At 47.7% G+C, this 25,275-nt stretch carries 16 protein-coding genes; 13 read left to right on the top strand and 3 right to left on the bottom strand.

Annotated features, from left to right (window positions below; genetic code table 11):
- Positions 1 to 169 precede the first annotated feature (169 nt).
- Positions 170 to 1,732, bottom strand: coding sequence for a ribonuclease Y (rny, locus tag JRC49_07920; protein ID QTE72708.1), 1,563 nt, complete (start codon positions 1,730 to 1,732; stop codon positions 170 to 172).
- A 762-nt stretch (positions 1,733 to 2,494) separates the two neighbouring features.
- A complete protein-coding gene (gene asnS, locus JRC49_07915) occupies positions 2,495 to 3,874 on the bottom strand; it encodes an asparagine--tRNA ligase (GenBank protein QTE72707.1) in 1,380 nt (459 codons plus the stop codon).
- 187 nt (positions 3,875 to 4,061) lie between these two features.
- On the opposite strand from asnS, the gene JRC49_07910 reads away from it, so the two are divergent.
- The 3 genes from JRC49_07910 to JRC49_07900 all read left to right on the top strand — a co-directional run bounded on the left by JRC49_07910 (position 4,062) and on the right by JRC49_07900 (position 10,958).
- Entirely contained in the window at positions 4,062 to 4,877 is an 816-nt protein-coding gene (locus JRC49_07910) for a hypothetical protein (GenBank protein ID QTE72706.1), read from the top strand.
- A gap of 153 nt (positions 4,878 to 5,030) precedes the next feature.
- A complete protein-coding gene (gene aepX / locus JRC49_07905; protein QTE72705.1) occupies positions 5,031 to 7,037 on the top strand; it encodes a phosphoenolpyruvate mutase in 2,007 nt (668 codons plus the stop codon).
- 123 nt (positions 7,038 to 7,160) lie between these two features.
- Positions 7,161 to 10,958, top strand: a complete 3,798-nt coding sequence (locus JRC49_07900) for a DUF4214 domain-containing protein (protein ID QTE72704.1) — start codon at positions 7,161 to 7,163, stop codon at positions 10,956 to 10,958.
- 419 nt (positions 10,959 to 11,377) lie between these two features.
- On the opposite strand, the gene JRC49_07895 is transcribed toward JRC49_07900, so the two are convergent.
- Complete coding sequence (locus JRC49_07895; GenBank protein ID QTE72703.1) at positions 11,378 to 12,742, bottom strand: DUF4214 domain-containing protein; 1,365 nt, start codon at positions 12,740 to 12,742, stop codon at positions 11,378 to 11,380.
- A gap of 434 nt (positions 12,743 to 13,176) precedes the next feature.
- Here JRC49_07895 and JRC49_07890 point away from each other — a divergent pair, with 434 nt between their 5' ends.
- The 10 genes from JRC49_07890 to JRC49_07845 all read left to right on the top strand — a co-directional run bounded on the left by JRC49_07890 (position 13,177) and on the right by JRC49_07845 (position 25,260).
- Positions 13,177 to 14,583 (top strand): O-antigen ligase family protein, encoded by a 1,407-nt coding sequence (locus JRC49_07890; protein QTE72702.1) that lies wholly within the window; start codon positions 13,177 to 13,179, stop codon positions 14,581 to 14,583.
- Positions 14,584 to 14,660: 77 nt separating this feature from the next.
- On the top strand, positions 14,661 to 16,442 hold the full coding sequence (locus JRC49_07885; protein QTE72701.1) for a polysaccharide biosynthesis protein: 1,782 nt from the start codon (positions 14,661 to 14,663) through the stop codon (positions 16,440 to 16,442).
- 15 nt (positions 16,443 to 16,457) lie between these two features.
- Positions 16,458 to 17,186 (top strand): hypothetical protein, encoded by a 729-nt coding sequence (locus JRC49_07880; GenBank protein ID QTE72700.1) that lies wholly within the window; start codon positions 16,458 to 16,460, stop codon positions 17,184 to 17,186.
- 70 nt (positions 17,187 to 17,256) lie between these two features.
- Entirely contained in the window at positions 17,257 to 18,696 is a 1,440-nt protein-coding gene (locus JRC49_07875; protein ID QTE72699.1) for an exopolysaccharide biosynthesis polyprenyl glycosylphosphotransferase, read from the top strand.
- Between the two features lie 19 nt (positions 18,697 to 18,715).
- Positions 18,716 to 19,471, top strand: coding sequence for a DUF4422 domain-containing protein (locus JRC49_07870; GenBank protein ID QTE72698.1), 756 nt, complete (start codon positions 18,716 to 18,718; stop codon positions 19,469 to 19,471).
- Positions 19,472 to 19,481: 10 nt separating this feature from the next.
- Complete coding sequence (locus JRC49_07865; protein ID QTE72697.1) at positions 19,482 to 20,372, top strand: glycosyltransferase family 2 protein; 891 nt, start codon at positions 19,482 to 19,484, stop codon at positions 20,370 to 20,372.
- 259 nt (positions 20,373 to 20,631) lie between these two features.
- Positions 20,632 to 21,735: a glycosyltransferase gene (locus JRC49_07860; protein ID QTE72696.1), complete on the top strand. Its 1,104-nt coding sequence runs from the start codon at positions 20,632 to 20,634 to the stop codon at positions 21,733 to 21,735.
- A gap of 8 nt (positions 21,736 to 21,743) precedes the next feature.
- Complete coding sequence (locus tag JRC49_07855; protein ID QTE72695.1) at positions 21,744 to 22,748, top strand: glycosyltransferase family 2 protein; 1,005 nt, start codon at positions 21,744 to 21,746, stop codon at positions 22,746 to 22,748.
- Positions 22,749 to 22,921: 173 nt separating this feature from the next.
- Entirely contained in the window at positions 22,922 to 24,046 is a 1,125-nt protein-coding gene (locus tag JRC49_07850) for an acyltransferase family protein (GenBank protein ID QTE72694.1), read from the top strand.
- Positions 24,047 to 24,087: 41 nt separating this feature from the next.
- Positions 24,088 to 25,260, top strand: a complete 1,173-nt coding sequence (locus JRC49_07845) for a hypothetical protein (protein QTE72693.1) — start codon at positions 24,088 to 24,090, stop codon at positions 25,258 to 25,260.
- Positions 25,261 to 25,275 lie beyond the last annotated feature (15 nt).

Here is a 25,275-nt window from a genome sequence, read left to right as displayed (position 1 = left end):
GAGATTTCTCCACTTCCTTCGGTCGGTCGAAATGACACATTAAGCGATTGGGTCTACTCGATAAGCCTGGGATAAGTGAAAAGTATAATCATTATGAATTATGAATTGTGAATTATGAATTGAAAAAGCCCGTAAGAGCGTTGCTCTTACGGGCTTTTGTTCTTGTTTCTTACTTCGCGAACTCTGTGCTTCTGGTTTCGCGGATGACGTTGACCCGGATCTGACCCGGATATTCCATCTGCTCTTCAATGCGCTTGGCGATTTCCTTGGCCAGCACCTTGATGCCGTCGTCATTCACATCTTCCGGCTTCACCATGATACGGACTTCACGGCCGCTCTGGATGGCGTAGCACTTATCCACACCGCTGAAGCTGTTGGCGATTTCCTCCAGCTTCTCCAGACGCTTGATATAGTTCTCCAGGCTCTCGCGGCGGGCACCGGGACGGGCGGCGGAAATCGCGTCCGCAGCCTGTACCAGCACGGCTTCCACGGTCTGGGGTTCCACGTCGTTGTGGTGGGCCATGATGCAGTGCACCACGTCCGCGTTTTCGTGATACTTCCGGGCGAGTTCAGCGCCCAGGGTCACGTGGGTGCCTTCGCTCTCGTGGTCGACAGCCTTACCGATGTCATGCAGCAGGCCTGCACGCTTGGCAAGCTGGACGTCCGCGCCGAGCTCGGCGGCCATCAGGCCGGCCAGATGGCTGACCTCGATGGAGTGCTTCAGGACGTTCTGGCCATAGCTGGTGCGGTACCGCAGACGGCCCAGCAGCTTGACCAGTTCGTGATGGATACCATGCTGGTTGGTCTCGAACACGGCGTTCTCGCCGGCTTCCCGGATCTGGTTGTCCACTTCCTTCCGGGCTTTCTCGACCATTTCCTCGATACGCGCCGGATGAATCCGGCCGTCCATGATCAGTTTTTCCACCGCGATGCGGGCCACTTCCCGGCGTACCGGATCGAAAGCGGAAACAATCACGGCTTCGGGGGTATCGTCAATGATCAGATCCACACCCGTCGCGGTTTCCAGCGCGCGGATGTTGCGGCCTTCACGGCCGATGATCCGGCCCTTCATATCATCATTGGGCAGGTTGATGACGCTGACTGTGGTTTCAGCCACGTGGTCGGCGGCACACTTCTGGATAGCCATGGCGATAATGTTGCGGGCTTTCTTTTCGCCCTCTTCCTTCGCCTGGGTTTCAATTTCACGCACCTGGGCGGCGGCATCATGGAAGGCTTCCTTCTGGACCCGGTCGATCACCAGCTGCTTGGCCGCTTCACGGTCCAAGCCGGCAATGCGCTCCAGCTCGGTCAGCTGCTTGGCTTTCAGCTCTTCCAGTTCGGTCTCTTTCTTCGTCAGGTCAGCCAGTTTGTTGTTCAGGGTTTCTTCACGGGTTTCCAGGTTGCTGGCCTTCTTGTCCAGGGTTTCCTCACGCTGGATCAGGCGGCGTTCATTCTTCTGGATTTCGTTGCGGCGTTCCCGGATTTCCCGTTCATTTTCCGCACGTTCCCGGTCGTTTTCTGCCTTTGCCTTCAGGATTTCTTCCTTGGCTTCCAGCACTTTTTCCTTCTTGTAGTCTTCTGCCTTGCGGACGGCGTCATCATACAGACGCTTCGCGTAGTCTTCCGTCCGTTCGATTTTCTTTTCGGTGAAGTTCTTCCGGTAGGTATATCCCAGCAGACCGCAGATCACGCCCACAACCACGGCTATGACCGCGGCAATTACAGGACTCATAAATTCCCTCCCCTTCTTTCAGAATCTTATTATCATATTCAGATGCGCCGGAAAGCCCTTTCCATGCGCGTTTCGGCAAACAAAAAACCGTACGAAAACAAACGCTTCGCACGGCTGTATACTGCCTCGACCGAGGGATTTCCCGGTTCGTAACATATCTGTTCCGTAAATAGCGGCACGGGCTGTAAAGCCTGCCGCGGTACGGAAGACTATGGGCGGATGCAACCGTAAAGGTCATGGCAATCCTGGGGAAGGCCCAAACCTTTCCGATTGGCATGGCCTCTGACAGACACCGTCACTGACGGAATGAAGGCCCGCCCGAAAGAAAACAGATCGTGAGGGGTACTCACGGTGATACATTTGGGGGATGCTCTATCGATAACAGCAGCGGATCAAAAATCCGCACAGCCGAACATAATAATATTACAGGCTGTTCTGACAATTGTCAAGATTTTGAAAAATATGTGAAGGATGAGTGAAACGGGAGCTCTTCACCAATTCATAATTCACAATTCATAGTTATTCCTGCTGCAACGGGATGACACCACGTTGTTGAAGTTGTGGAAAGCAGGAATGTGACAGAAGGGACAGGCCCAATGTCACACTTCGCGTTACATTTGGTGCTGTCCCGCAGTCACATTCTCGCTGTGCAGGTCGGATGCTTTTGCTTTTATCATTTAGCAGATCAATCAGAAAAACGGAGTGTGCGGCAATCGCACACTCCGTTAAGTAACAATTCTGAATTCTGAATTTGAACTGCGATTAGAAATCGCAGTTCATGGGCGTCCGGAAGTAGGGGATCACGTCGCGGATGTTATCCACGCCGGTGAGGTAGATCAGCAGGCGCTCGAAGCCCATGCCGAAACCGGAGTGGGTGCAGCCGCCGTACCGGCGCAGGTTGACGTACCAGTACATCTCTTCCTTGCTGATGCCCAGCTCATCCATGCGCCTGGTCAGCAGGTCGTACCGGGTTTCTCTCTGGCTGCCGCCCATGAGCTCGCCTGCGCCGGGGACCAGCAGGTCCACGGCCGCGACGGTCTTCTGGTCGTCGTTCTGGTACATATAGAAGGCTTTGATGTCCTTCGGCCAGTCATAGACGAAGACCGGGCTGTGGAAATACTCTTCGGTCAGGTACTTCTCATGTTCTTTGGCGGTATCTTCGCCGTACTTCGGCTCGAACTTGAACTCGGTGCCGTTTTCCATGGCCTTGCGCAGGATGGTGATGGCCTCCTCGTGGGTGACCCGGGCGCAGGTGCTGGTCAGCAGGGCGTTCAGCTTGTCCAGCAGTCCGCCGCCGGTGAACTGGTCCAGGAATTTCAGTTCGTCCGGGCACTTCTCCAGCACGGTCTTGACGATGGCCTTCAGGAAGTCTTCTTCCAGGTCCATCAGCTGGCCGAGATCGCAGAAGGCGATTTCCGGCTCGATCATCCAGAATTCCGCGGCGTGGGTCTTGGTGTTGCTGTTCTCGGCGCGGAAGGTGGGTCCGAAGGTGTAGATCTTGGAGAATGCCATGGCGAAGGTCTCGCCTTCCAGCTGGCCGGTAACGGCCAGGCTGGTGGGCTTACCGAAGAAGTCTTCGGAAGCGTCCGCCGTGGAACCCTTGGGCAGGGTGGTCACGGTAAAGGTGTTGCCGGCGCCTTCGGCGTCATTGCCGGTGATCAGGGGTGTATGGACGTAAACGTAGCCTCTGTCCTGGAAGTAACTGTGGATGGCCATGGAGGCAACGCTCCGCACACGGAACACGGCCTGGAACAGGCGGGTCCGCGGACGCAGGTAAGCAATCTCCCGCAGGTATTCCACGGTGTGGCGCTTGGGCTGCAGCGGATAGTCCTCCGGGCAGTCGCCCTCAAGCGTGATGGCGCTGGCCTGGATTTCCGGGGTTTCCGGATCCTTGTAGCTGGGGACGACTTTGCCGGTCACCTTCACAGCGCTGCCGACCCGCAGGGCCTGCACCGCTTCGAAGTCCGGCAGGGTATTATCGTACACCACCTGAGGATTCTTAAAGCAGGTTCCGTCAAAGAAGTCCACGAAGCCCATGTTCTTCTGCTTGCGATGGTTGCGGATCCAGCCCAGCAGGGTCACTTCCTGACCCTGCAGCTCCTGAAGGCGTTCCTTCAGCTCCCGGGTGGTGATGGTAGTCATGTTGAGTCCCTCCAATTTAGTTTATTATTCCGGCAGTTCGGAACGTCCGGAATAATGCCGCAATTCTATCACAAAACCCGTTGAAATACAACAATACTTGACGATAAGATATCATCAGAAGTAAAATATACAGACCATGGAGGTTTATACCCTTCATGAGAAACAGGAGGATTCCGGAATCAGAAGGATGAAGAAAACACTCGCTTTTGCGTTACTTATGCTGATGCTTTCCGCGTTCTGTTATGCCGCGGAAGCTGAAACGATGTCTATAGCGACGCCGACGGATCTGGCATGCACTCATGAGAATACCAAAGAAGTTGTCTTCTTCTTTGACAGCCCTGCCTACACCTCGGTAAGCTCTACCACGCACAAAGTATATGGACCGGCTACTGTCCAGGTGGTCTGCCTGGACTGTGGGGAAGTGCTTTCCACTGAAACCGTGGATTATAAGGAAGAACTCCGTCCCCACAGCATGAAGCGGGGTCAGTGTGCCCTGTGCGGATACAGTGACAAGACCTGGACCAAGCAGGATAAGCCGAAGGATGCGGCCGGTGAGCGCACCCTCTATGCACAGGAAGATAAAAACACCAAAGGCCTGATGTCCCTGACGCTGTCCAGGGAGGATCTTATTGCGCTGAATAATTCCAATGTTTCTATTGCCCTGGTCCGGGGCAACAGCGGCAGTGTTGCCATCGCGCTGGATGTGAAAAATGTGCTTACCCAGAGCCGGGAAGCAGAAGCGGATCTGTACCTGGAGTTGGCGGAACGGGATGACGGCAGCTTCTTTGCCGGGGTGATCCTGGTTTCCGGATCCGGGGAGGAAATCGATCCCAACAATGAGGGGATCAATCTGCGCTTCTACCGGGAGGCATACTCAGACCTTCAGGTTTCCCTGGCACCTGTTTCGAACGGATCAATTGTGGAAACAAAAGGCGTTTGGGACGAGCACGGCTACTGGACCGTGCAGTATCAGGAAGAAGGAACATACTTTATCCTGCAGTGAGCAGGATAGAGTTCAATGCATAATGCACTTTATAAATTCAGAATTCAGAATTCAGAATTCAGAATTGTTTGTTCAGACAAAAGCTGTTTCTATACAGACCGGGAAATTGCATTAAGGCATTTTCTCGGGAAGGAAGAAACAAGGGGTGACAGAATGAAAGCATTAATCCTGAATTCCGGGCTCGGAAGCCGTATGGGTGCCCTGACTTCCGAGCATCCGAAGTGTATGACGGAGATTTCCTCCCGGGAAACCATTCTTTCCCGCCAGCTGACGCAGATTGCGGACGCCGGGATTGCGGAAGTTGTCATCACCACCGGGTATTATGACGGGGTGCTGGTGGATTACTGTAAATCCCTGGATCTCCCGCTGGACTTCACGTTTGTAAAGAACCCGATTTACGACAAAACCAATTATATCTATTCGATTTACTGTGCAAGAGAGTATCTGCAGGATGACATTATTCTCATGCACGGTGATCTTGTTTTTGAGAACGAAGTTTTTGATAAAGTGCTGGCTTCAGGGCCTTCCTGCATGACCGTTTCCTCTACCCTGCCCCTGCCGGAAAAGGACTTCAAGGCCCAGATCCGGGACGGTAAGGTGATGAAGGTGGGCGTGGATCTCTTTGAAAACGCCATGGAGGCCCAGGCCTTGTATAAACTGAACCGGGAAGACTGGAAGGTCTGGCTGGATGAGATCGTCGCGTTCTGCGAGACGGGCAATACCAAAGTCTATGCCGAAAACGCCCTGAACGCCCTGAACGGCGCCGCGAACATTACGGCCCTGGACGTCGGGGATCTGCTGTGCGCCGAGATTGACAATCCGGAGGATCTGGCTGTCGTCTCCGCGAAGCTGAAGGAAATTGAAAACCGCACGGTTTATATGTGTTTTGCTACGGATATTATCCACGGCGGGCATATCGCGATTATCCGGAAGGCCCGCAGGCTGGGCAAGCTGATCATTGGCGTGCTGTCAGATGAGGCTGTGGCTTCCTACAAGCGGTTCCCGCTGCTGCCCGCGGTGGAACGGATGCGCCTGTTTGAGAACATCGCTGGGGTATCCCGGGTCGTGGAGCAGCGGACGCTCAGCTATAAGGAAAACCTGGAGAAATACCGCCCTGACATCGTGGTGCACGGGGATGACTGGTGCACGGGATTCCAGAAACCCATCCGGGACGAGGTGGTTTCCATCCTGGAAACCTACGGCGGAAAGCTGGCGGAGTTCCCTTACAGCCGGGACGAGAAGTATAAAGAGCTTCAGCGCCGGGAGCGGGCGGAGCTGGCCATGCCGGATATCCGCCGGGGCAGGCTGAGGAAGGTGCTGGACGCCAAGGGCCTGGTGACGGTCATGGAAGCCCATGACGGCCTGACCGGCCTGATTGTGGAGAATACCGTGGTGTATGAAAACGGCGGTGCCCGCCAGTTTGACGCCATGTGGCTGTCCTCCCTGTGCGATTCCACTGCCAAGGGCAAGCCGGATATTGAGCTGGTGGATATGACCAGCCGCTTCCGGACCATAGACGATATCATGGAAGTGACCACCAAACCCATCATCTTCGACGGGGATACCGGCGGATTGACGGAGCACTTTGTCTATACCGTCCGTTCCCTGGAACGCATGGGTGTTTCCATGGTGATTATTGAGGACAAGACCGGCCTGAAGAAGAATTCCCTCTTCGGTACGGAGGTTGTCCAGACCCAGGACAGCATTGAAAACTTCTGCGAGAAGATCCGCGCCGGCAAGAAAGCCCAGCGGACAAAGGAATTCATGATCTGTGCCCGGATTGAGAGCCTGATCCTGGAACAGGGCATGGAAGACGCCCTGACCCGGGCCTTTGCTTTCGCGGAGGCGGGCGCGGACGCCATCATGATCCACAGCCGGAAGAAGGATCCCTCTGAAATCCAGGAATTCATTGAAAAGTTCCGGGCCAAGGACAGCACGACGCCCATCGTGCTGGTTCCCACTTCCTTCAACTCCGTGACGGAGGAAGAATGGAAGGAAAGAGGCGCCAATATCGTTATTTACGCGAACCAGCTGATGCGGGCGGAGGTTCCCGCGATGCAGAAAGCTGCGGAGATCATCCTGAAAAACCACAGGGCGGAGGAATGCGATGCCATGCTGATGCCCTTCAAGGACATTATCCGGCTGATTCCCGAAGAATAACGGAAGACCGCCGGAGCAGCAATTCTGCATGAGCTGGTGGGAAATGTCCCCCGCCGCTGTACAAGCCGGGGATTTCCCCGGCCTGATCCTTTTATTAATGAAGACCCCGAAGGAGGAAACCCTATGAACAAACACACCGACATTCGTCAGAAGGCTTTGGCCTTGCTGCTGGCGCTGTGTTTGCTGATGCCCGGCCTTGCCGCGGCGGCTCAGCCCTGGCAGGAACAGGAATTACCCTACGGTGCGAAGCTGCGGGCCGGTACGATTTTTTATACAGATGCTGAACTGACGGAGGAACAGGGTACCCTGCTGATGGACGCCCCGGTGCTGGTGAATGAAGTCCGCGGAAAAGCGGCTGCCATCAGCTATACCGCCAAAAAAGAAACGAAAACCGCATGGGTTGAGGGCAAAAGCCTGATCCTGCTGAATATCGCGACTCCCACGGATCTGCCCGGCCTGATCGAAAATGAGGACGTTGTCCTCATGCCGCCGGCTGCGCTGGAATTCCCGGAGGAGCCGGAAGAGCAGCCCACGGAAGAACCGACGGAAGAGCTTGTCGAACCCACGGAAGAACCCAATGATGAACCTGTAGAAGAGCCCGCGAAGGAACCCGCAGAAGAGCTTGCGGACAATCCCGGGGAAGAACCGGCTGAAAATCCGGATAAGGAACCGACAGAGGAACCTTCAGAAGAAAAGCCTTCAGAAGAACTTGCCAAGGAACCTTCAGAAGAACCTGCTGAGGGTCTTGCTGAAGAGCCTTCCGAAGAGTCTGACGAAGAGGAAACGGAAGAACTGACGGAAGAGACGGCGGAGGAACCCGCTGAGGAGTCTTCTGAAGAAGAAACAGAAGAAGTTGCTGAAGAACCGGTTCCTGAAGAAACAGAGGAACCGGAAGAATATGCTTTCGGCAGCCTGGAAGATGTAGAACAGGAAGAAGAGTTCATTACTGAAGAAGAACTGCACGAACTGTCTGTGGAAGGTGTAAATCCGGAGACTTCGTCCATATACGTTATGGAAGAAGACCAGCTGGTTGCCGCGGTTTATCAGCCTGAATCGGGGATTACTCTGCCGGAAGTGCGGAATCAGAATCCTTTCGGAACCTGCTGGGCTTTTGCCGCGGTCGGCGCCATGGAAATCGACCTGATCAAAGCTAATCAGACGGAGAACTCTTCCATAGACCTTTCCGAGTTTTTCCTGGCGTATTTTGCCGCTCATAACTATCCTTATCCCAAGGAAGGTGGGGAAGGTGACAGCGTATCTGTGACGATTAATGATAATGACAAGGGTTACAACTATCTGGATTTGGGCGGCCTGAGCGCAATGGCTTATCATATCCTGGCCAGCCTGATCGGTACCACCACCGAGGAGGCCAACCCCTATCCTGTGGGCAGGAGTGAGGCGGAGAAGCTGCCGTCGGACTATACGAATATTGCTGCCCAGATTGTGGGAGCTTACAACTTGAAGGCGTCTGATACTGATGCGCTGAAGAAGCAGATCCAGGAGCATGGATCGGTCAAGGTCAGCATTTGCATGCCAAACAATTCTAAAGATATGCCATACAATACGGCAATTTCTCTGAATGGTGGCAAGGTGGCTTATAATGAATCAACAGCATCTCTTTACGGGACATATAAGACTACCAATCATGATGTGCTCCTGGTCGGCTGGAATGACAATTATTCAAGGAACAACTTCCTGTCTGAACTGCGGCCTGAGAGCAATGGCGCCTGGAAAGCCCGCAATAGCTGGGGAACAGGTTTCGGCCAGAACGGTTATTTCTGGATTTCCTATGAAGATGCATCGTTGCTCTCCAGCAGGGCAACTTCCTATGATGCGGAAAACAAAGACGTTGCGGATTATTGTTACAGCTATGACAAAACGTACAGTACGATAACAGGTAAAAAGACTGTGAGCGATCAAGCTGTGATTAAACAATCATTCATGGTAGCCGCAAAAGAAAAGCTTCAGTCTGTTGGTATTGAAGTCAGCGATGATAACATAACTATGGAACTGAACGCAATTGTTCGGGTGAATGGCAAGGAGGTTTCCAGAAGCGATACCCGGAAAGCGGATTACAGCGGCTTCTATAACCTGAAACTGAAAACGCCTTATGTGACGCAGCAGGAAACGGTCGTAGAGGTGGAAGTGATATGTACTTCTTCCGGTAACGATATCCAAGTTCCTTACCAGGCTAATGGTGAACGAACACTAGGCAATGCGATAGGACAATATAAATATAAATATGACTATGGCACCAGCGGTGGTTTTACAGTCAACGGTGACTATGTAAAAGGTGATTCCACCATCAAGCTGTATACAAAAAAGAATTATTCCAACAGCTCTAATAACTTGGTAAGCAAGATTATCCTGGATAAAACGGAAATAGTCTATATCAATTCGGGAGACTCTTTTGACCTGAAGGTTGATAAGATTGAGCCGGCAAATGCGACCAACAAGACGCTCCAGTGGTACACTTCAGATGAATATGTGGCCCGTCTGGTGGAGGATAAGGACGGGATCAAGGTGGTCGGCGCCGGAAAGGGCGGTACCGCTGTGATCACGGCTATGAGCACCAACGGCGTTTACGCCAGCTGTACCGTGGAGGTTACTCCTAAAAGTGTTCCTGTGACCGCTATCAGGATTAAGAACTATAACAATGACGCGCATACCTTCACCATCAATGAATCCACCGGCGGCGGGTTCAAAATCGGAGACAGGCTGATTCTGGAGGCGGAACTGACGCCCTGGAATACGACCCAGACGGACGTGACGTGGACAACGACCAACTCTTCCGTGATGTCCATTACCCGTGTGACAGGCAATACCTGTGAGGTGCTTGTAAGGAAGAATGGTGAAGCTCAGATTAAGGTCGTCAGTGATGATAATGATACGGTTTCAGACTATATCGCGTTCACAGTCAATCTTCCGGTACATGTCAGCAGCGTCTATCTGAATTATGTCAGCTACGGCCTCTGGGAAGGCGAAAGCGTTCAGCTGAAAGCAACGGTCCTTCCCACGGACGCAGATGACCAGCACCTGACCTGGACTTCCAGTAATCCGGAGGTGGCTACGGTTACCGGAACAGGTTTGGTGACTGCCAAAAAGGACGGCAAGACCGTGATCACGGTAACCACCCGCGACGGCGGATTGACCTTCTCCTGTGACGTAACGGTGGCGACCAGGGATCCTGTTGCGGCCTTCGTATACCGGATGTACAGGGTCTGCCTGCTTCGTGAACCGGACGCGGGCGGCCTGCAGACCTGGGTGAACGAGCTGAAGAGAGGCGCCCGGACAGGAGCCGAGGTGGCATACGGGTTCTTTGACAGCGCCGAAATGCGGAACCGCAACCTTTCCAACGCGGACTTTGTGGAACGCTGCTATGAAGGCATCATGGGCCGTGCTTCCGACGCGGCTGGCAAGAGCACCTGGGTGCAGAAGCTTGAGGGCGGCATGTCCAGGAAGGCTGTAATCAGCGGCTTCACCGGATCCCAGGAATTCGCCCAGCTTTGCGCATATTACGGCATTTACCGGGGCAGCTATCAGTCGGATGAACCCCGGGACAAAAACGACGGTGTCACCGCTTTTGTCTGCCGCCTGTATACGAAGATGCTCGGCAGAACCTACGACCCGGACGGCCTGAATACCTGGTGCGGCAAGATCTTGTCCAATCCGACCAAAGCAAACGTGCTGACCGTGGCGCTGGACGGATTTATGCACTCTCAGGAATTCCTGAACAAGAACCTGAACGACATGGAATTTGTCAAGGTGCTTTACCGGACCTTCCTGGGCCGTGAGTATGACGCACCCGGTCTGGCGGACTGGGTTAGCAGGCTGAATTCGGGAATGACACGCGACCAGGTTGCCAGCGGATTTGCTTATTCCCAGGAATTTGCTCAGATCATGGCCTCTTACGGTCTGTAAGCCTAAACCCATAACTGATATGAAACCAGGGGTGCCGGATAATCAGCTTATCCGGCGCCCCTTTTACAATGGAACGGAAATACTGGTAATGCCCTGGATAGCAATTGAAGCAAATTTACGGGTAGATGCTATTGTGTATCTGATTATCAAAGATGTCCCCGGGAATTCGCAGTGCCCAGGCTGATGGGGGTTCGTGGGGTGCACAATTCTGGAGGACGTTCAGTATCATGTCCTCGGGGTGGATTACCGGACGAGGGAAAGGAAAACAAAGAAGCAAGGCAAAACAAGATATAAAACAAAACCCCTGTACGGATGTGTACAGGAAGCTGCTAGTCCGGAATAAACGAAGGGGCTGTCTGTGAAGACAGCCCCCGTTTTTTGAGGATTTGATCCTGTTGCGATTGTCTGTTGAGTCCTGATTATTCAGCGTAGAAGCTCTGGCACCAGTTGGTCTTCTTGTAAAGACCGGTGGCCAGGGTGGTCAGCTGGGTGTTCAGGATGTTGGCCTTATGGCCGGCGGAATTCATCCAGGCTTTCATAACTTCCTTTTCGGACTTGAAGCCGAAGGCGATGTTTTCCGCTTCGCGGGAATCCGCAAAACCGGCGTCGGTATAAGCAGACCAGCAATCTTTGCCGTTGGGACGGGTATGGCTGAAGGACTTGGTGATTTCTTCCGCACGTACTTCAGCAACGCGTTCCCACAGGTCTTCACGGGTGGTCAGGGCAGCGGCGCCGACCTTGGCGCGCTCCGCATTCACCAGAGACAGGACCAGGATGTTGGCTTTCCACTCACGGGTGGAGTCGGGCTCTTTGATCTTGTTGCCGACCTTGATACCAGCGGTGGCGCACTTTTCAGAGAATTCCTTACTGAGCATGAAGCCGTTCAGCGCCTTCTCACGGGTGATGGTGTAGTTCAGCTGCTTAATCCAGTCGGCCTTGCCGGCGGCATCAGCTTCACGGCCCATGATGGTGCGATACAGCATATCGACATACTCTTCGTTGCTGGGCAGCGTGTTCTTGTACTCGGGGCTGAACACGAATCCGCTGGCAACAGCGGTTCCGGCATAACCCTGGGTAAGCTGCTTGCACCAGTTCTCCAGGCCGGCGATGTCAGGCTGCCGCTTCAGGCAGTCCTGATAGAGGCGGTACACGAAGGCGGTGCGCTCAGCATTCAGGTCGCGGGCATTCTTCAGGGTGATGGTGCCGGGCTGGATGCCGTAGCTCTTGGCCAGGTCAGTGAATTCCTGACTGCCCAGGAAGCCGGAGCAGACTCTGTCGGAAGACATACCGATGTCCAGGATCGCCTTCCAGTAGGTAGCGCCGCCCTGATCGGGATCACGGCCCAGCATGGCATTGTAGCAGTCCTTAACGACTTCTTCACTCTTCTTGTTCTTTCCCGTATATTCGGGAGAGTTGAAGAATCCGGTTACGATATCCGCAGCCTTCATTTTGCCGCTGTCCAGTTCATTGACCCAGGTAGCCAGACCGTTTGCGTCGGGTTCACGGCCCAGAACAACCTGATACATCCGGGTCACAAAACCCTTAGTACCGGATTCGGTAGTGACCGTAGGGGTCGTACCGGTGTTTGCCGCCACGTCAACGGTGGTGGCGGGAGTGGGATCGATGCTTTTGCTGGCGGGCAGCACAGCGGATTCCTGGCTGAGGACCGGTGCTTCATGAACCGCAGCTTCACCAATACCAAAAGTTTCTTCTGCCAGGGCAATGCCCCCCAGCATCAGACAAAACGCAACTAAACAGGCAATCGTACGAGTGATTTTACTCATACATCTATCATCTCCTTCCGGAAAACTAAACGGAGCATCCTGCCCGTTTCTTCCCGCTATTTTAACAAACATATAAAAAAGCGTCAAACTAACCGCTGAAAATGTTGATAAATAAGGCTTTCCGGTAATTTACCCCGGAACCCGTATTTCCGCCCCTTTCGTTGACACATAATAGGAAGAAATGTATAATTTATTCTGTATAACCATGTTGATTTTGCTTGATTTTGTGGTTATATTTCCCCCCAAAATAATTCGGGGGAACACAGGCAGGCGTGGAAGTACTCGCAGTGGCTTGCTGGAGCATGGAAACGCCGAAAAAACGGATCTCTTCAGCGATGCGCGTCAGCGGACCGTATGGCGGAGCTATCTGTTTTTGCCTATGATATAAAACACAGCAGAATGCTACCAGCCCATTAAACAAAAGGAGAATTGGTTTGGACAGACAGCAGTCATGGACCATCGGACGGATTATTTATACGTTTTTGATGGCTCTTCTACTTCTTGGTTATCTGGCGGTGATTGCCACATATTGCGACCAGACAGCAACCGGAAAAGCATTCAACTTTCCGGGTTTTGTATGGGTGCTTCGGGTAATCACGGGCATTATGGCTATCTACCTTGGAAAACTGTGGAAGGATAAAGGGTTCCTGCTGCTGGCGGTTTATTTACTGATGAAACTGGTCCGGGTTGTTGCTGAAGGTCCTGACAATGTTTTTCAGGATTCGGTCAGCGACGCGCTTCTGACTGGCTTCTGGGCCTTTTCTGCCTGCTATGGAATGGCCCGGATCCTCAGCAAAAAGCAGCTGAAAAGTTTTCTGAACATCTGCATAACCATCTGGACAATTGGAATGGTAGTATCCAGCTGCCTGGGAATACATGCGGCATGGACAGGGAACAACATCTACACAATCGGTGAAGGTGCTATATGGGGAATAACACAGGACAACAGATTATTTCTGGTTTTCTTCCCTACTGTATCCGGATCTGTTGTGAGTTTATCCATTATATTGGCTCTGTGTGGCGCAGTTGTTGGAAATAGCAGAAAGACCAAAGTGTTTTTCCTGCTTTCCATCATTCCGATGTATATTGCGCTTTGCCTGACGGATTCCCGCTGCGCCCAGGTAACGGTTTCGGCTGGAATTGCGTCAATGCTTGGCATCTTCATTATTCGCAAACTGCGGGATCAGGCTCAGCAAAAGAAGAAGCATAGCTGGTATGCCTGGGTAGCAGGGCTAGCGATAGCCGGCATGATCTTTGTTGCTTCTGTAGTGTTGTGTATGAAGACCATTTCCGTGTTTAATCAGGTACGGGCCAACGGCTTGTTGATTCCACGTGCATTGGCGGAAGAAGTGCAGACAAAGGCCTTCGTGTCAAATCGTGGTTATGGCGGAAATAATCTCCTGACCGATCGTCCCATGATTTGGAACGCTGCGATAGATACTCTTAAAAACAATCCTTTGTATCTGATATGGGGAGCTTCAATTTATAACCCCATGACGCTCGTGAACGCATCTCCAAATATGACATTTTACGCTAACCATTGTCATTGTATGCCACTGATGATTCTGCTGGAAAACGGCATTCCGGGACTTCTGCTGATGGGCGCATTTCTGGGCAAGATTGTCAGCTCTTCTTTCCGGCTTGTTTTGACTTCAAAGGAAAAACGGGAAGTGGTTGTTGTTCCGTTCATTCTTTCGATTTTACTTGGTGAAATCATAGAATGCTTCCTCTGGCTAAGAACCGGAACGTGTCCGACTATGCCGTTTTTCTTTGTGGCCGTGGGCATCCTTCTGACCACCGGACAGAAGCAGAAATCAGTAAGTGAAATAACAACAGACTGATTTCAGGAATCCGTTTTCCAGAAATCGTAAAGAGGTGACCATTTATCAGACGACTGAAGAAATACCTGTGGCCGGTGATGGACGCGCTGTTCGTGTTCATCGGCTTGCTGATATCGGTAGAGTTCTATTTTTCCCTCAGCGTTCCTGAAAACCATGTGGTTCATCTCTGGAGGACCCTCCCGATCCTGCTTGTCACTACGCTGCTTGCCTTATGGCTCAGTGGTGTCTACCGCCAGATCCTGGCCTATGCCGGACAGGACGTCCTGATTCAGTGCGGCATCAGTACCCTGGCGGGAACCGGCATCACATACCTGGTTTCCCTGATCTTCTATCTCTTCCGGGACAGGATCGGCGTGAACATCTTCCTGATGCCCCGGCCGGTTTATTTCATCCAGTGGGTTATTACCCTCTTCCTGGTTGCGGCCTCCCGTTACCTGATCCGGTACAAAACCGCGGGCAGCCGCAGGAAGGAAGATAAGGAAACCAAACGGATTCTGATCATCGGTGCCGGCTATGCCGGGGCCACCGTGATCCGGGATATCCAAAACGGACGTTACGGAAACGCGACAGCCGTGGCAATCCTGGATGACGATCCGTCCAGGCAGCATTCCTCCATTTCAAGGGTTCCGGTTGTCGGCGGCACGGATGCCGTGGCGGAGACGGCTGATCAATACAACATCAACGAAATTATCATTGCCATTGCAACACCCAAGGGAGAGATTACCGCTCTCCTGAACAACTGCATTGAAACCGGTGCTCATGTGATGATCTACTCCGGCGTGCGGGAAGGCGCGGAGGCCCGGGAAGTCAATATTGCGGACTTGCTGGGACGGGCGGAACAGCATCTGGACATGACAGAAGTGCACGCCTTCCTGACCGGAAAGACAGTTCTGATTACCGGCGGCGGCGGAAGCATCGGCTCTGAGCTGTGCCGCCAGATCATGGCTTTCACTCCGAAAAAACTGGTTCTTTACGATATTTCCGAAAACTATATGTATGACCTCTTCTTCGAACTGAAGGAAAAATATGGAGAACTGGTGGCCAACACCCTTGTGCTGGAAGTTGGCAGTGTCCGGGATGAAGAATCCCTCTGGCGGGTGATGGGCAAGTATAAGCCGGATATTGTGATTCATGCGGCAGCGCACAAGCATGTTCCGCTGATGGAAACCAGCAGCGAGCAGGCAATTCTCAACAACGTTTTTGGCACCTATAAAACAGCAAAGGTTGCTGTGGAATGCAATGTGCAGCGTTTCGTTCTGATTTCCACAGACAAGGCGGTGAACCCCACCAATGTGATGGGCGCCTCCAAGCGGCTGGCGGAGATTGTGATCTCTTCCATTCCGAGGAAGAACACCGAGTTTATGGCTGTGCGCTTCGGCAACGTCCTGGGCTCCCACGGTTCCGTTGTCCCGATCTTTGAGCGCCAGATCCGGGCTGGCGGCCCTGTGACGCTGACAGATCCGAACATCATCCGCTATTTCATGACGATTCCCGAGGCAGCCTCCCTGGTGCTTCAGGCTGTCGGTATGGCCAAGGGCGGAGAACTCTTCATCCTGGATATGGGCGAACCGGTCCGGATCCGGGATCTGGCTGAGAAGATGATCCATCTTTACGGCACCGGCCGGGAACAGATTGTCTGCACCGGCCTGCGGCCAGGCGAGAAGCTCTATGAGGAGCTCCTGCTGGACAAAGAAAACGATCAGGCAACAGAACGCGACCGGATCTATGTGGCCAGGCAGGATCACTATGAATGGGAAACTGTCTTGGGCTGGCTTGAAGAACTTGAGAAGTGCATTGAAGGACATCAGGATGTGAAAAAAGCATTGCATGAAATCCTGCCTGCCTACCACATTTCCTGAGGAAGGGGGAATTCAATGAAAAGGCTTATTGCCCTGATCCTGGCTCTGATATTGTATATATCCTTGATTCCTGCCGGAGTGGCGGAACAGACGGAGGCGGATGAAACCATGTCCGGAAAACCTGATTTCTCCTGCTTTACGGATCATCCGGAATACTTCCGGAAGGATGTTTCTGAGGATGGGGACACCGCCTTTATCCAGACACAGGTTCCGGCGGAATACCGGTCATTTTCCACGCCATATGAAAACGACCTTTACTACAGCACCATTTTCCCGGAAATAATGATCCGGGGCTGGTCAGACGAAAAGACGCAGATTCCCTTCTTCCGGATCTGGATCCGCTACCGCGGCACAAAGCACCTGAACATCAGCACGGTTTCCGTAATCATTGAGGGAACAGATTACCGCTTTGAGAATGTATCCTCCCCCGACTGGATTGCTACAAAAGAGGATGGTACCGCTGCCCAGGACGTGATGCTGGTGCTCGGTTCCAACCAGGTCAATGCCACCTGTTTTGCTTCCCTTTTTTCCAAGGCTATTGAGTATACGCAGGAACGGCTGAAAAAACAGGAGATATCCCAGCCGGATGTGTCCATCATCCTTCACGGTGACGAAGACATCGATATTACTCTCCCCGCAGACTTATGGGCTGAACTGGCGATGTTCGCCTATAACCTGGATGCCATTAATGGATTCTCCAGCTTGACATCAACAGCCGGAACACTCTGTATGATTCAAAAGTAAGGAATCGTTTTCTCTGTTTTGTAAATGCTTGGGAACTGATCGAATGAATATTATTATGAGGTGACCGCAAATGCAGATTAAAAGCAAGTACTCCTGGGCCAAGCATATGGACTTTATGATTGTAGACCTGGTTGCCTTGTTTATTTCATTCCTGATTTCCTATTTCCTGAAATTCCATGAGTGGGATTTCTATACAAATGATGAATGGACCCGGTATCTGTTCATTGTCCTGATCCTCAGCATTGTGATCAACTTCTTTGTGAATCCGTACAGCGGCATCATGCGCCGCTCGTACTACATGGAGCTGATCCGGGCATTTCAGCTGACGATCTATAACCTCCTGATTGCCAGCCTGATCTTCTATGCCTTTAAGATCGGTGCATCCTATTCCCGCGAGATGTCCTTTGTGATGTATGGCATCTATTTTGTTTCATCTGTACTTCTGAAATTCCTGTGGAAGAAACTGCTTTTGTCCGGCAAAGTTGTTGTGAAAACAACAAAGCAAATTCCTCTGTTTGTAATCTGTAAAACAGAGAATATCGAAAAGACGATCCGCAATGTTACAGCTGGGGATTTTAAACTCTACGATATTATTGGCATTCATCTGATTGACAGTGAACAGGACAGCGTGGAAGTAGAAGAAATCGGAAGTATTCCGGTATACGGCCGGGATGTATATGAGAAACATATCTTGGATCAGAACATTGATGAGGTGTTGATTGCGGTACGACCGGGAGAAGTGGAACCGGGAGTCATGGAACGGCTGAATGCCAACGCTGTCGGGCTCAATATGGTCGTGGAATCCGCAATCGGCTTCCAACCGGAAGACCAGTACATTCAGAATTTTGGCGTATACAAAGCCTTGAGTATCGGTGCATTCTCCTTCCGGCCGGGGCAGCTGCTGTATCTGGGAATCAAACGGTTTATCGATTTTCTGTGTGGTCTGGTCGGAACGATTCTGCTGATCCCGATTACGATCATTGTGAAACTGGTATATTTGCTGACCGGAGATAAGGCGAAAATCTTTTACCGTCAGAAGCGCATCGGCCAAAACGGTAAAGAAATAAAAATCTGGAAGTTCAGATCCATGGTTCCCAACGCGGATGATATCCTCCAGGAAATGCTTAAGGAAGAAAAATGGCGGAAGCAGTGGGAAGAAAACCAAAAGTTTGAAAACGACCCGAGAATAACCAAAGCCGGAAAGATTCTGCGGAAAACCAGTATCGACGAACTGCCACAGCTGTTGAATGTTCTCAAAGGCGATATGAGCCTGGTTGGACCGCGGCCTCTGGTTGAGGGAGAACTGGAAGAGCATGGCGGACTGAAGCTTTACCAGAAGGTGAAGCCCGGTATTACTGGCTGGTGGGGATGCAATGGCAGAAGCAACATTGATTACAGGGAGCGCCTGGAACTGGAATACTACTATGTGAAGAACTGCAGCCTGTATCTGGATGCTTTGTGCATTCTCAGGACAGCCATGGCGGTCATAAAGAAAGATGGCGCACAGTAAAGGGGAGAAGGACGAAGCAATGAGTATCAGGATTATTATTGCCACACATAAGCAGTATTGGATGCCGGATGATCCCATGTATCTTCCCGTTCATGTGGGTGCCGCCGGAAAAGAGAGCATAGGTTACCAGCGGGATGATGAGGGAGAGAATATCAGCGCAAAGAATCCTAATTACTGTGAGTTGACAGGCTTGTACTGGGCATGGAAAAACCTAAATGCGGATTATGTCGGACTTGCCCATTACCGCAGGCATTTTTCAAACGGGAAATGGTTCGGGGACAAGAAAGACAAAGTCATCAATGGTGCGGAAATGGAAAAGAAACTGCAGGAAACGGATATTCTGCTGCCTACTCCCCGCAACTACTGGATTGAGACAAACTACAGCCAGTATGCTCACGCACATCATGCCATCGACCTTGACATAACCCGGGAGATTCTGCAGGAGAAATATCCGCAGCATATCGCGGCTTGGGATTCCAGCATGAAAAAAACTACCGGACACCGCTTTAACATGTTCGTGATGAAGAAAGAGCTCTTTGATCAATATTGCAAATGGCTCTTTGATGTGCTCTTTGAACTGGAAAACAGGCTGGACATCAGCTCCTACAACAAGAATGACAGCCGTGTATTCGGATTTGTCAGCGAACGGCTTCTGGATGTATGGCTTGAAACAAACCACCTCCCATACAAAGACACAGGATATGTATTCATGGAAAACCAGAACTGGCTTGTTAAAGGCGGAAACTTTATCAAGAGAAAACTTGGAAGGAAATGAGGTGTTTTCTATGGAAAAATCATATGCTGTAATTGTGGTAACCTATAATAGAAAAGAGCTTCTTAAAGAAAACATTGAGTGTTTGTTGTCTCAGAGACCAGTGATACCACATATTATTATCATTGATAATCACAGCACTGACGGTACAAAAGAGTATATAGCTGATTATATTTCCGAGGAGAAAATAGAATATTGTGATACCGGCTCAAATCTTGGGGGAGCTGGAGGCTTTTCTTTCGGCATAAAGTATGCTGCTGAAAAGGACTATGATTATATATGGGTGATGGATGATGATTGCATGCCCACAGAAAACGCTCTGGAAGAATTTATAAAAGCAGATAAAGAATTGAATGGCCAATATGGTTTTTTGTCAAGCAAAGTTCTATGGAAAGATGGAAGCATCTGCACTATGAATTTGCAAAGAAAAACACTAACTAAAACTCTTGAATGCTTTGATAATAATATAAATCAAGTTGTAATGGCTTCATTTGTTTCCCTGTTTCTTAAACGTGAAATAGTAGTGGAAATGGGACTTCCGATAAAAGAGTTTTTCATTTGGACGGATGACTGGGAATATACCAGAAGAATATCATTAAAGTATCCCTGTTATGCAGTCAGAGACAGTGTTGTTATTCACAAATCAAAAAGCAATATAGGTGCAAACATAGCTTCTGAGAGCGCGGACCGTTTGGACCGTTTTAATTATCTCTACAGGAATGATGTATATCTTTATAGGCGTGAGGGAATAAAGGGATTCTGTTATGAAGCGGCTCGCCTGACAGGCCATTGCATAAGAGTGCTGACAAAGAGTAAGGATAACAAGGGGAAACGTTTAGCGAAGATATACAAGGGAACAATCTCTGGGCTTAAGTTTAAACCTGAGATTGAATACATAACGTGACCTAATTAATTATGTAGTTTAATAAAATGATAAACTAGCAAGCTGATATGTACAAGGCTAGCAGATATATCTTGTATAGTATGTTGCCGAATCAATATTCTTTTATTATTCGGTCTACATTTATAAATGCTAAGAGATTGTTGCCTTAAGAGGTATAAGTTTGCGTAAAGCAGATGATTTTAAGAGCATTTAGAAAATGTAAAATAATAGAGGTGCAAGTTATACTAAGTGATATTATTATACAGAAAAGGGTATGCGAATGAATGTAATAGAAATCACAGGAGAGCCTATTTTACATGGAGGCCAGGAAAAATTTATATTGAATGTAATTGAAAACATAGATTACTCTGGTTTATCAATAGATGTATTAACTCCCTATATTTGTGATAATGAAGGCTTTCGAAAACTGCTCATATCCAAGGGAGGAAATGTATACGAGTTAGGCTTGGAGTTTAAACCTGGAGAGAGTAGAAAGCTACTCTTAAATCCAATTACGCAGTTTCTTAAGGAACACCATTATGATGTTGTTCATATACATTCAGGATCAATATCTGTTCTTGCATATACAGCTCTTGCAGCTAAGCATGCGAGTGCCAGGAAAATAATAGTTCATTCACATAGTACAGGGATTTCATCAATAAAGCATAAAGTGATCCGTTTTATCTTTGGCTTTTTACTGAAGAAGTGTGCCACAGACTTCCTTGCTTGCTCAAAGCAGGCGGGGGAAATGAAGTATCCAAAATCGATAGTTAAGAACGATTTGAAAATTATCGAAAATGGTATTTCCATTGATGAATATAAAAGGAATGATGAAATACGCAAAAGCAAAAGAAATGAGTTAAATATAGCGGATGACAGCTTTGTAATAGGTCATGTTGGAAGATTTTCACAAGAAAAAAACCATTCATTTATAGTAAGTCTATTTGGTGAGATTCATGAAAGAATTCCCATAAGCAAATTATTGTTAGTGGGAGATGGAGAACTGCTTACTGATGTAAAAGAAGAAGTTAAAAGAAAACATTTAGAGGATTCTGTGATATTCACTGGGAATGTTGATAATGTACCGGATTATTATCAAGTAATGGACATATTTGTTCTTCCTTCTCTTTATGAAGGGTTTTCTTTTGTAACACTAGAGGCACAGGCTGCAGGACTGCCTTGTATAATATCTACAGGTGTTCCCCAAACTGTAGTACTCGGGCAGAATGTTGATCAAATAAGTCTGGAAGACATAAATGGATGGATTGAAAGAGCTATATATTACAAAGATATCGAACCTGTAGATAATTCCACAGTCATCAGAGAAAAAGGCTATGACATTAAACAAACAGCAGCAAAAATCAAAAATCTATATGAAGGGTAAATTCAGATATGAATAATAAACTATTAACAATTTCAATAGCTTCTTACAATATTGAGAGATTTATACGCGATACTGTAGGGTCACTTATTGTAAACAATGATGATTTAAAAAAAATGGAAATCATCATTGTGGATGATGGTTCGAAAGACAATACGAATAAAATAGCGCATGAACTGAGCAGTCGGTTTCCAGAATCCATCATTGTTATTGATAAAGAGAACGGTGGTTATGGATCTACTATCAACGCGTCTCTTTCCATAGCAAAAGGGAAGTATTATAAACTGCTGGACGGAGATGATTGGTTCAAAACAGACGAATTACCGTCTTTTCTTAAGTTTTTAGACAAGACAGAGGCCGATTTAGTTGTTACGCCATATATAGAAATAAGAGATAAGGAAGAGAAGCTAATTGATAATCATCCTGAAATATCGTCGGATGATAACGCTATAATTGACCTTCATATAGATAAAAAGCCTTTTTTGATGCATGAGATAGCAATCAAAACAGAAACACTCAGAAATTTGAATAAGCCAATAGCTGAACATTGTTTTTATACTGATTCTGAATATGTGTTTTATTGTATAATTGCAGCAAAGAGCATATCGCGTTATGAAAGCCCCATATATCGTTACAGGTTAGGAGTTGAAGGTCAAAGCGTTAGTCTTGAAGGAATACGTAAGCATCAAAAAGATTTGCCGATTGTAGCCAGAAGAATTATGTCAGCATATGTGGGAGCAGATCCGGAAAATTCTGGAGCGAAAAAAGACATTCTTAATTTGTGCATAACCAATATAACATATCATACATATCGATCTTTTCTTCTGATACAAGATCCTGAGGATTACCGAAACGATCTTATAAAGCTCGATAAAGACATATATGAAAAATATCCTATAGTTTATCAAATTGGAAGTAAGAGCAAACTTGTTAGATTGGTAAGAAAACTTCATTTCAGACCGTATAGAATATTATGCAGTATAGCATTAAACATGTTTAAAAAAGAAAACTTATAAACGCAAAGGGCATAACACTTAAGTAAAAGGATATATTTACTATTACAGGGACTATATACAGAAATAATGTAGTATATAAGCTATGTGTAAAAAGACATTTGGGTATATATTATTTTTGTATTATTGTAAAGCAGATATATAAATTCAATGAATAATAAAAGGATGGCATAATAATGCATTTGGCGAGTAAAAATACAGGTCGACTTGATTATATTGATATGGCTCGTGGATTAGGTATGCTTTCTATTATTATTGGTCATATGGGAAGTTCAGTAGTTTCTGATATTGTATTTACCTATCATGTGCCATTGTTCTTTTTGATAAGTGGTTTTTTCTATAAAGATAAAATAGAAACAGTAAAAAAATATGCCTGTAGACTTTTGAAACCTTATTTTATTACCTGGATTTTACTTATTGTATTATGCACAATAAAAGCTGGAGTAAAAGCCATAGCGAACTCGGAAGAAGTAGGGGGTGTAATTACCTATAGCATAAAGTATTGGCTAGTCGCAGGACTTTATGGCGGAGGAAGTACATACGCTAACAGTTTTTGGGGATATAACGATATTCCTATTATAGGTGCAACTTGGTTTTTTATCGCATTATTATGGGCGATAATCCTACTGTTTTTAATAGAGAAACTAGATATAAAAACATGGAGTAAAACGCTGTTAAGAGTAATTAAAACATGTATAGTTGGTATTATTTTTTTTGTTGGCTGGTTTTCTGCAAAGTACTCGTGGTGGCCGTTATCAATTCAAGCAGGTTGTACAGGACTTGGCTTTCTTTACATTGGATACATGTATCGTTTGTGGAAATTAGATCATAAGAGAGAAGAGGAATATAATAAGTCCAAGTGGTCACAATGGACAATTGCTATAATAGCTATATTATTGTGGTTGCAATCTATTGTTAGAGCAGTAAATGTTGAAGATGACACTTCAATGTCACTTGTGCGGAACTGGTTTTCGAATCCTATATTGGACATTGTCGGTGCAGTTTCTGTATCATGGCTAATTATGCAGGGAATGACAACAATAGACGAAAATTGCAAAAAAAGCGCCGCGCTACGTTTGATAAAGCGCACGCTGGTGTTTTTTGGTGTTTATAGTGATATTATTCTTTGCATACATCTAATTGATATGAATATTTTGCCTTGGGATAAGATTTATAGTTATGTTCCATATTATACTATTGCATTTATATTGATATTCATTTTCAAACTAAGTCTCTATTATGGAGTAACAAAAATCATAAAAAGAAGGAAATGTATTTTTCATAAATTCTATTTAGGGTAAAAGGATGTAATTGCATAATCGTATATATTCATATATAGCTTATGGAGAAACTAGCAATGAGGATAAAGATGCGAACAAGTGAAACAATATATATAGGTTGCTATATATTATTTATAGCGACTTGTTATATTTTTCAGGAGATTTTCTACAAACCCCGTGCTATATGGCTGTTTTGTCCGATTATAGCAATTGGTGTGATTTTATCCATAGTTTTAAACAACCAATGTACAAAAAAAGAAATGATATTGCGTATTTCAATTATTTTGATATTCGGAATAGCTGCAATAGTAGATTCAAATGCAAAGATGTTAGTATATGCAGCGCTTTTGTGCGGAGCAGATATGACTTCATTTCGCAGAATTATTAAATGCAGTTATTGGACTAGTTTAATAATTGTTGTGTGTACGATGTTGCTAAGTTTTGTCGGTGTACTTCCTAATATCGGCGGGAGGGAGCGAAATGGTGTAGTCATTTGGACCTTTGGATTTGGTTACTATTCGGGTTTGCCGTATGCCTTTTTTTATCTGGTACTGGAGCATCTTTATCTTAAGAAAAAGAAAGCGGTATGGCCTGAGTTGATTGTAATATTGGGCTTAAATTATATAATCTATAAATTAAGCACATTGAGACTTACATATTATCTAATATATCTTGTAATTGCTTTGTATATTGTATTAATAAAATTCAATTGGTTCAATTTAAAGAAAAAGTTTTTGCATTATTTGACCATCCTTGTGTACCCTATCACATTTATAGTATCAATATGGGTTAATCATGCATTTACTTTCGATAATCCCAAATTGGCGGCGATCAATAAGATGCTTTCGGATCGCTTGAATTTAGGCCATCAAGCGATGACGTTGTACAAAATAAAACTATTTGGTAATAAAATCGAAACGTACAATAATGGTCCATCAGAATATTTTTACGTTGATTGTGGATTCTTGTATTCTCTTTTGGGGTATGGCCTTATTTTTACAGGATTGGTATTGGTCTTTTATGTTTTCCTGCATAATTATTCTGCCCGTACCAATAATAAAATACTATTTATTTGGCTGACGGCAGTAGCAGCGTTCAGCTTTAGTAATAACACATGGATCAGCATACAATACAATCCGATTCTTCTTTTATTCCCAATTGTGTTGAAAGAATACAGAAGGAAAAAAGCATTATTCGGAAATGCAAAAAGCGAATTTGACATCGCTTTATGTTAGGCTATAGATAGAACA

Source organism: Clostridiales bacterium FE2011 (genome assembly GCA_017569305.1).
Taxonomy (GTDB): domain Bacteria; phylum Bacillota; class Clostridia; order Christensenellales; family Aristaeellaceae; genus Aristaeella.
Note: the sequence above shows the minus strand (reverse complement) of the source record. Positions and strands in the feature narration are given on the sequence as shown.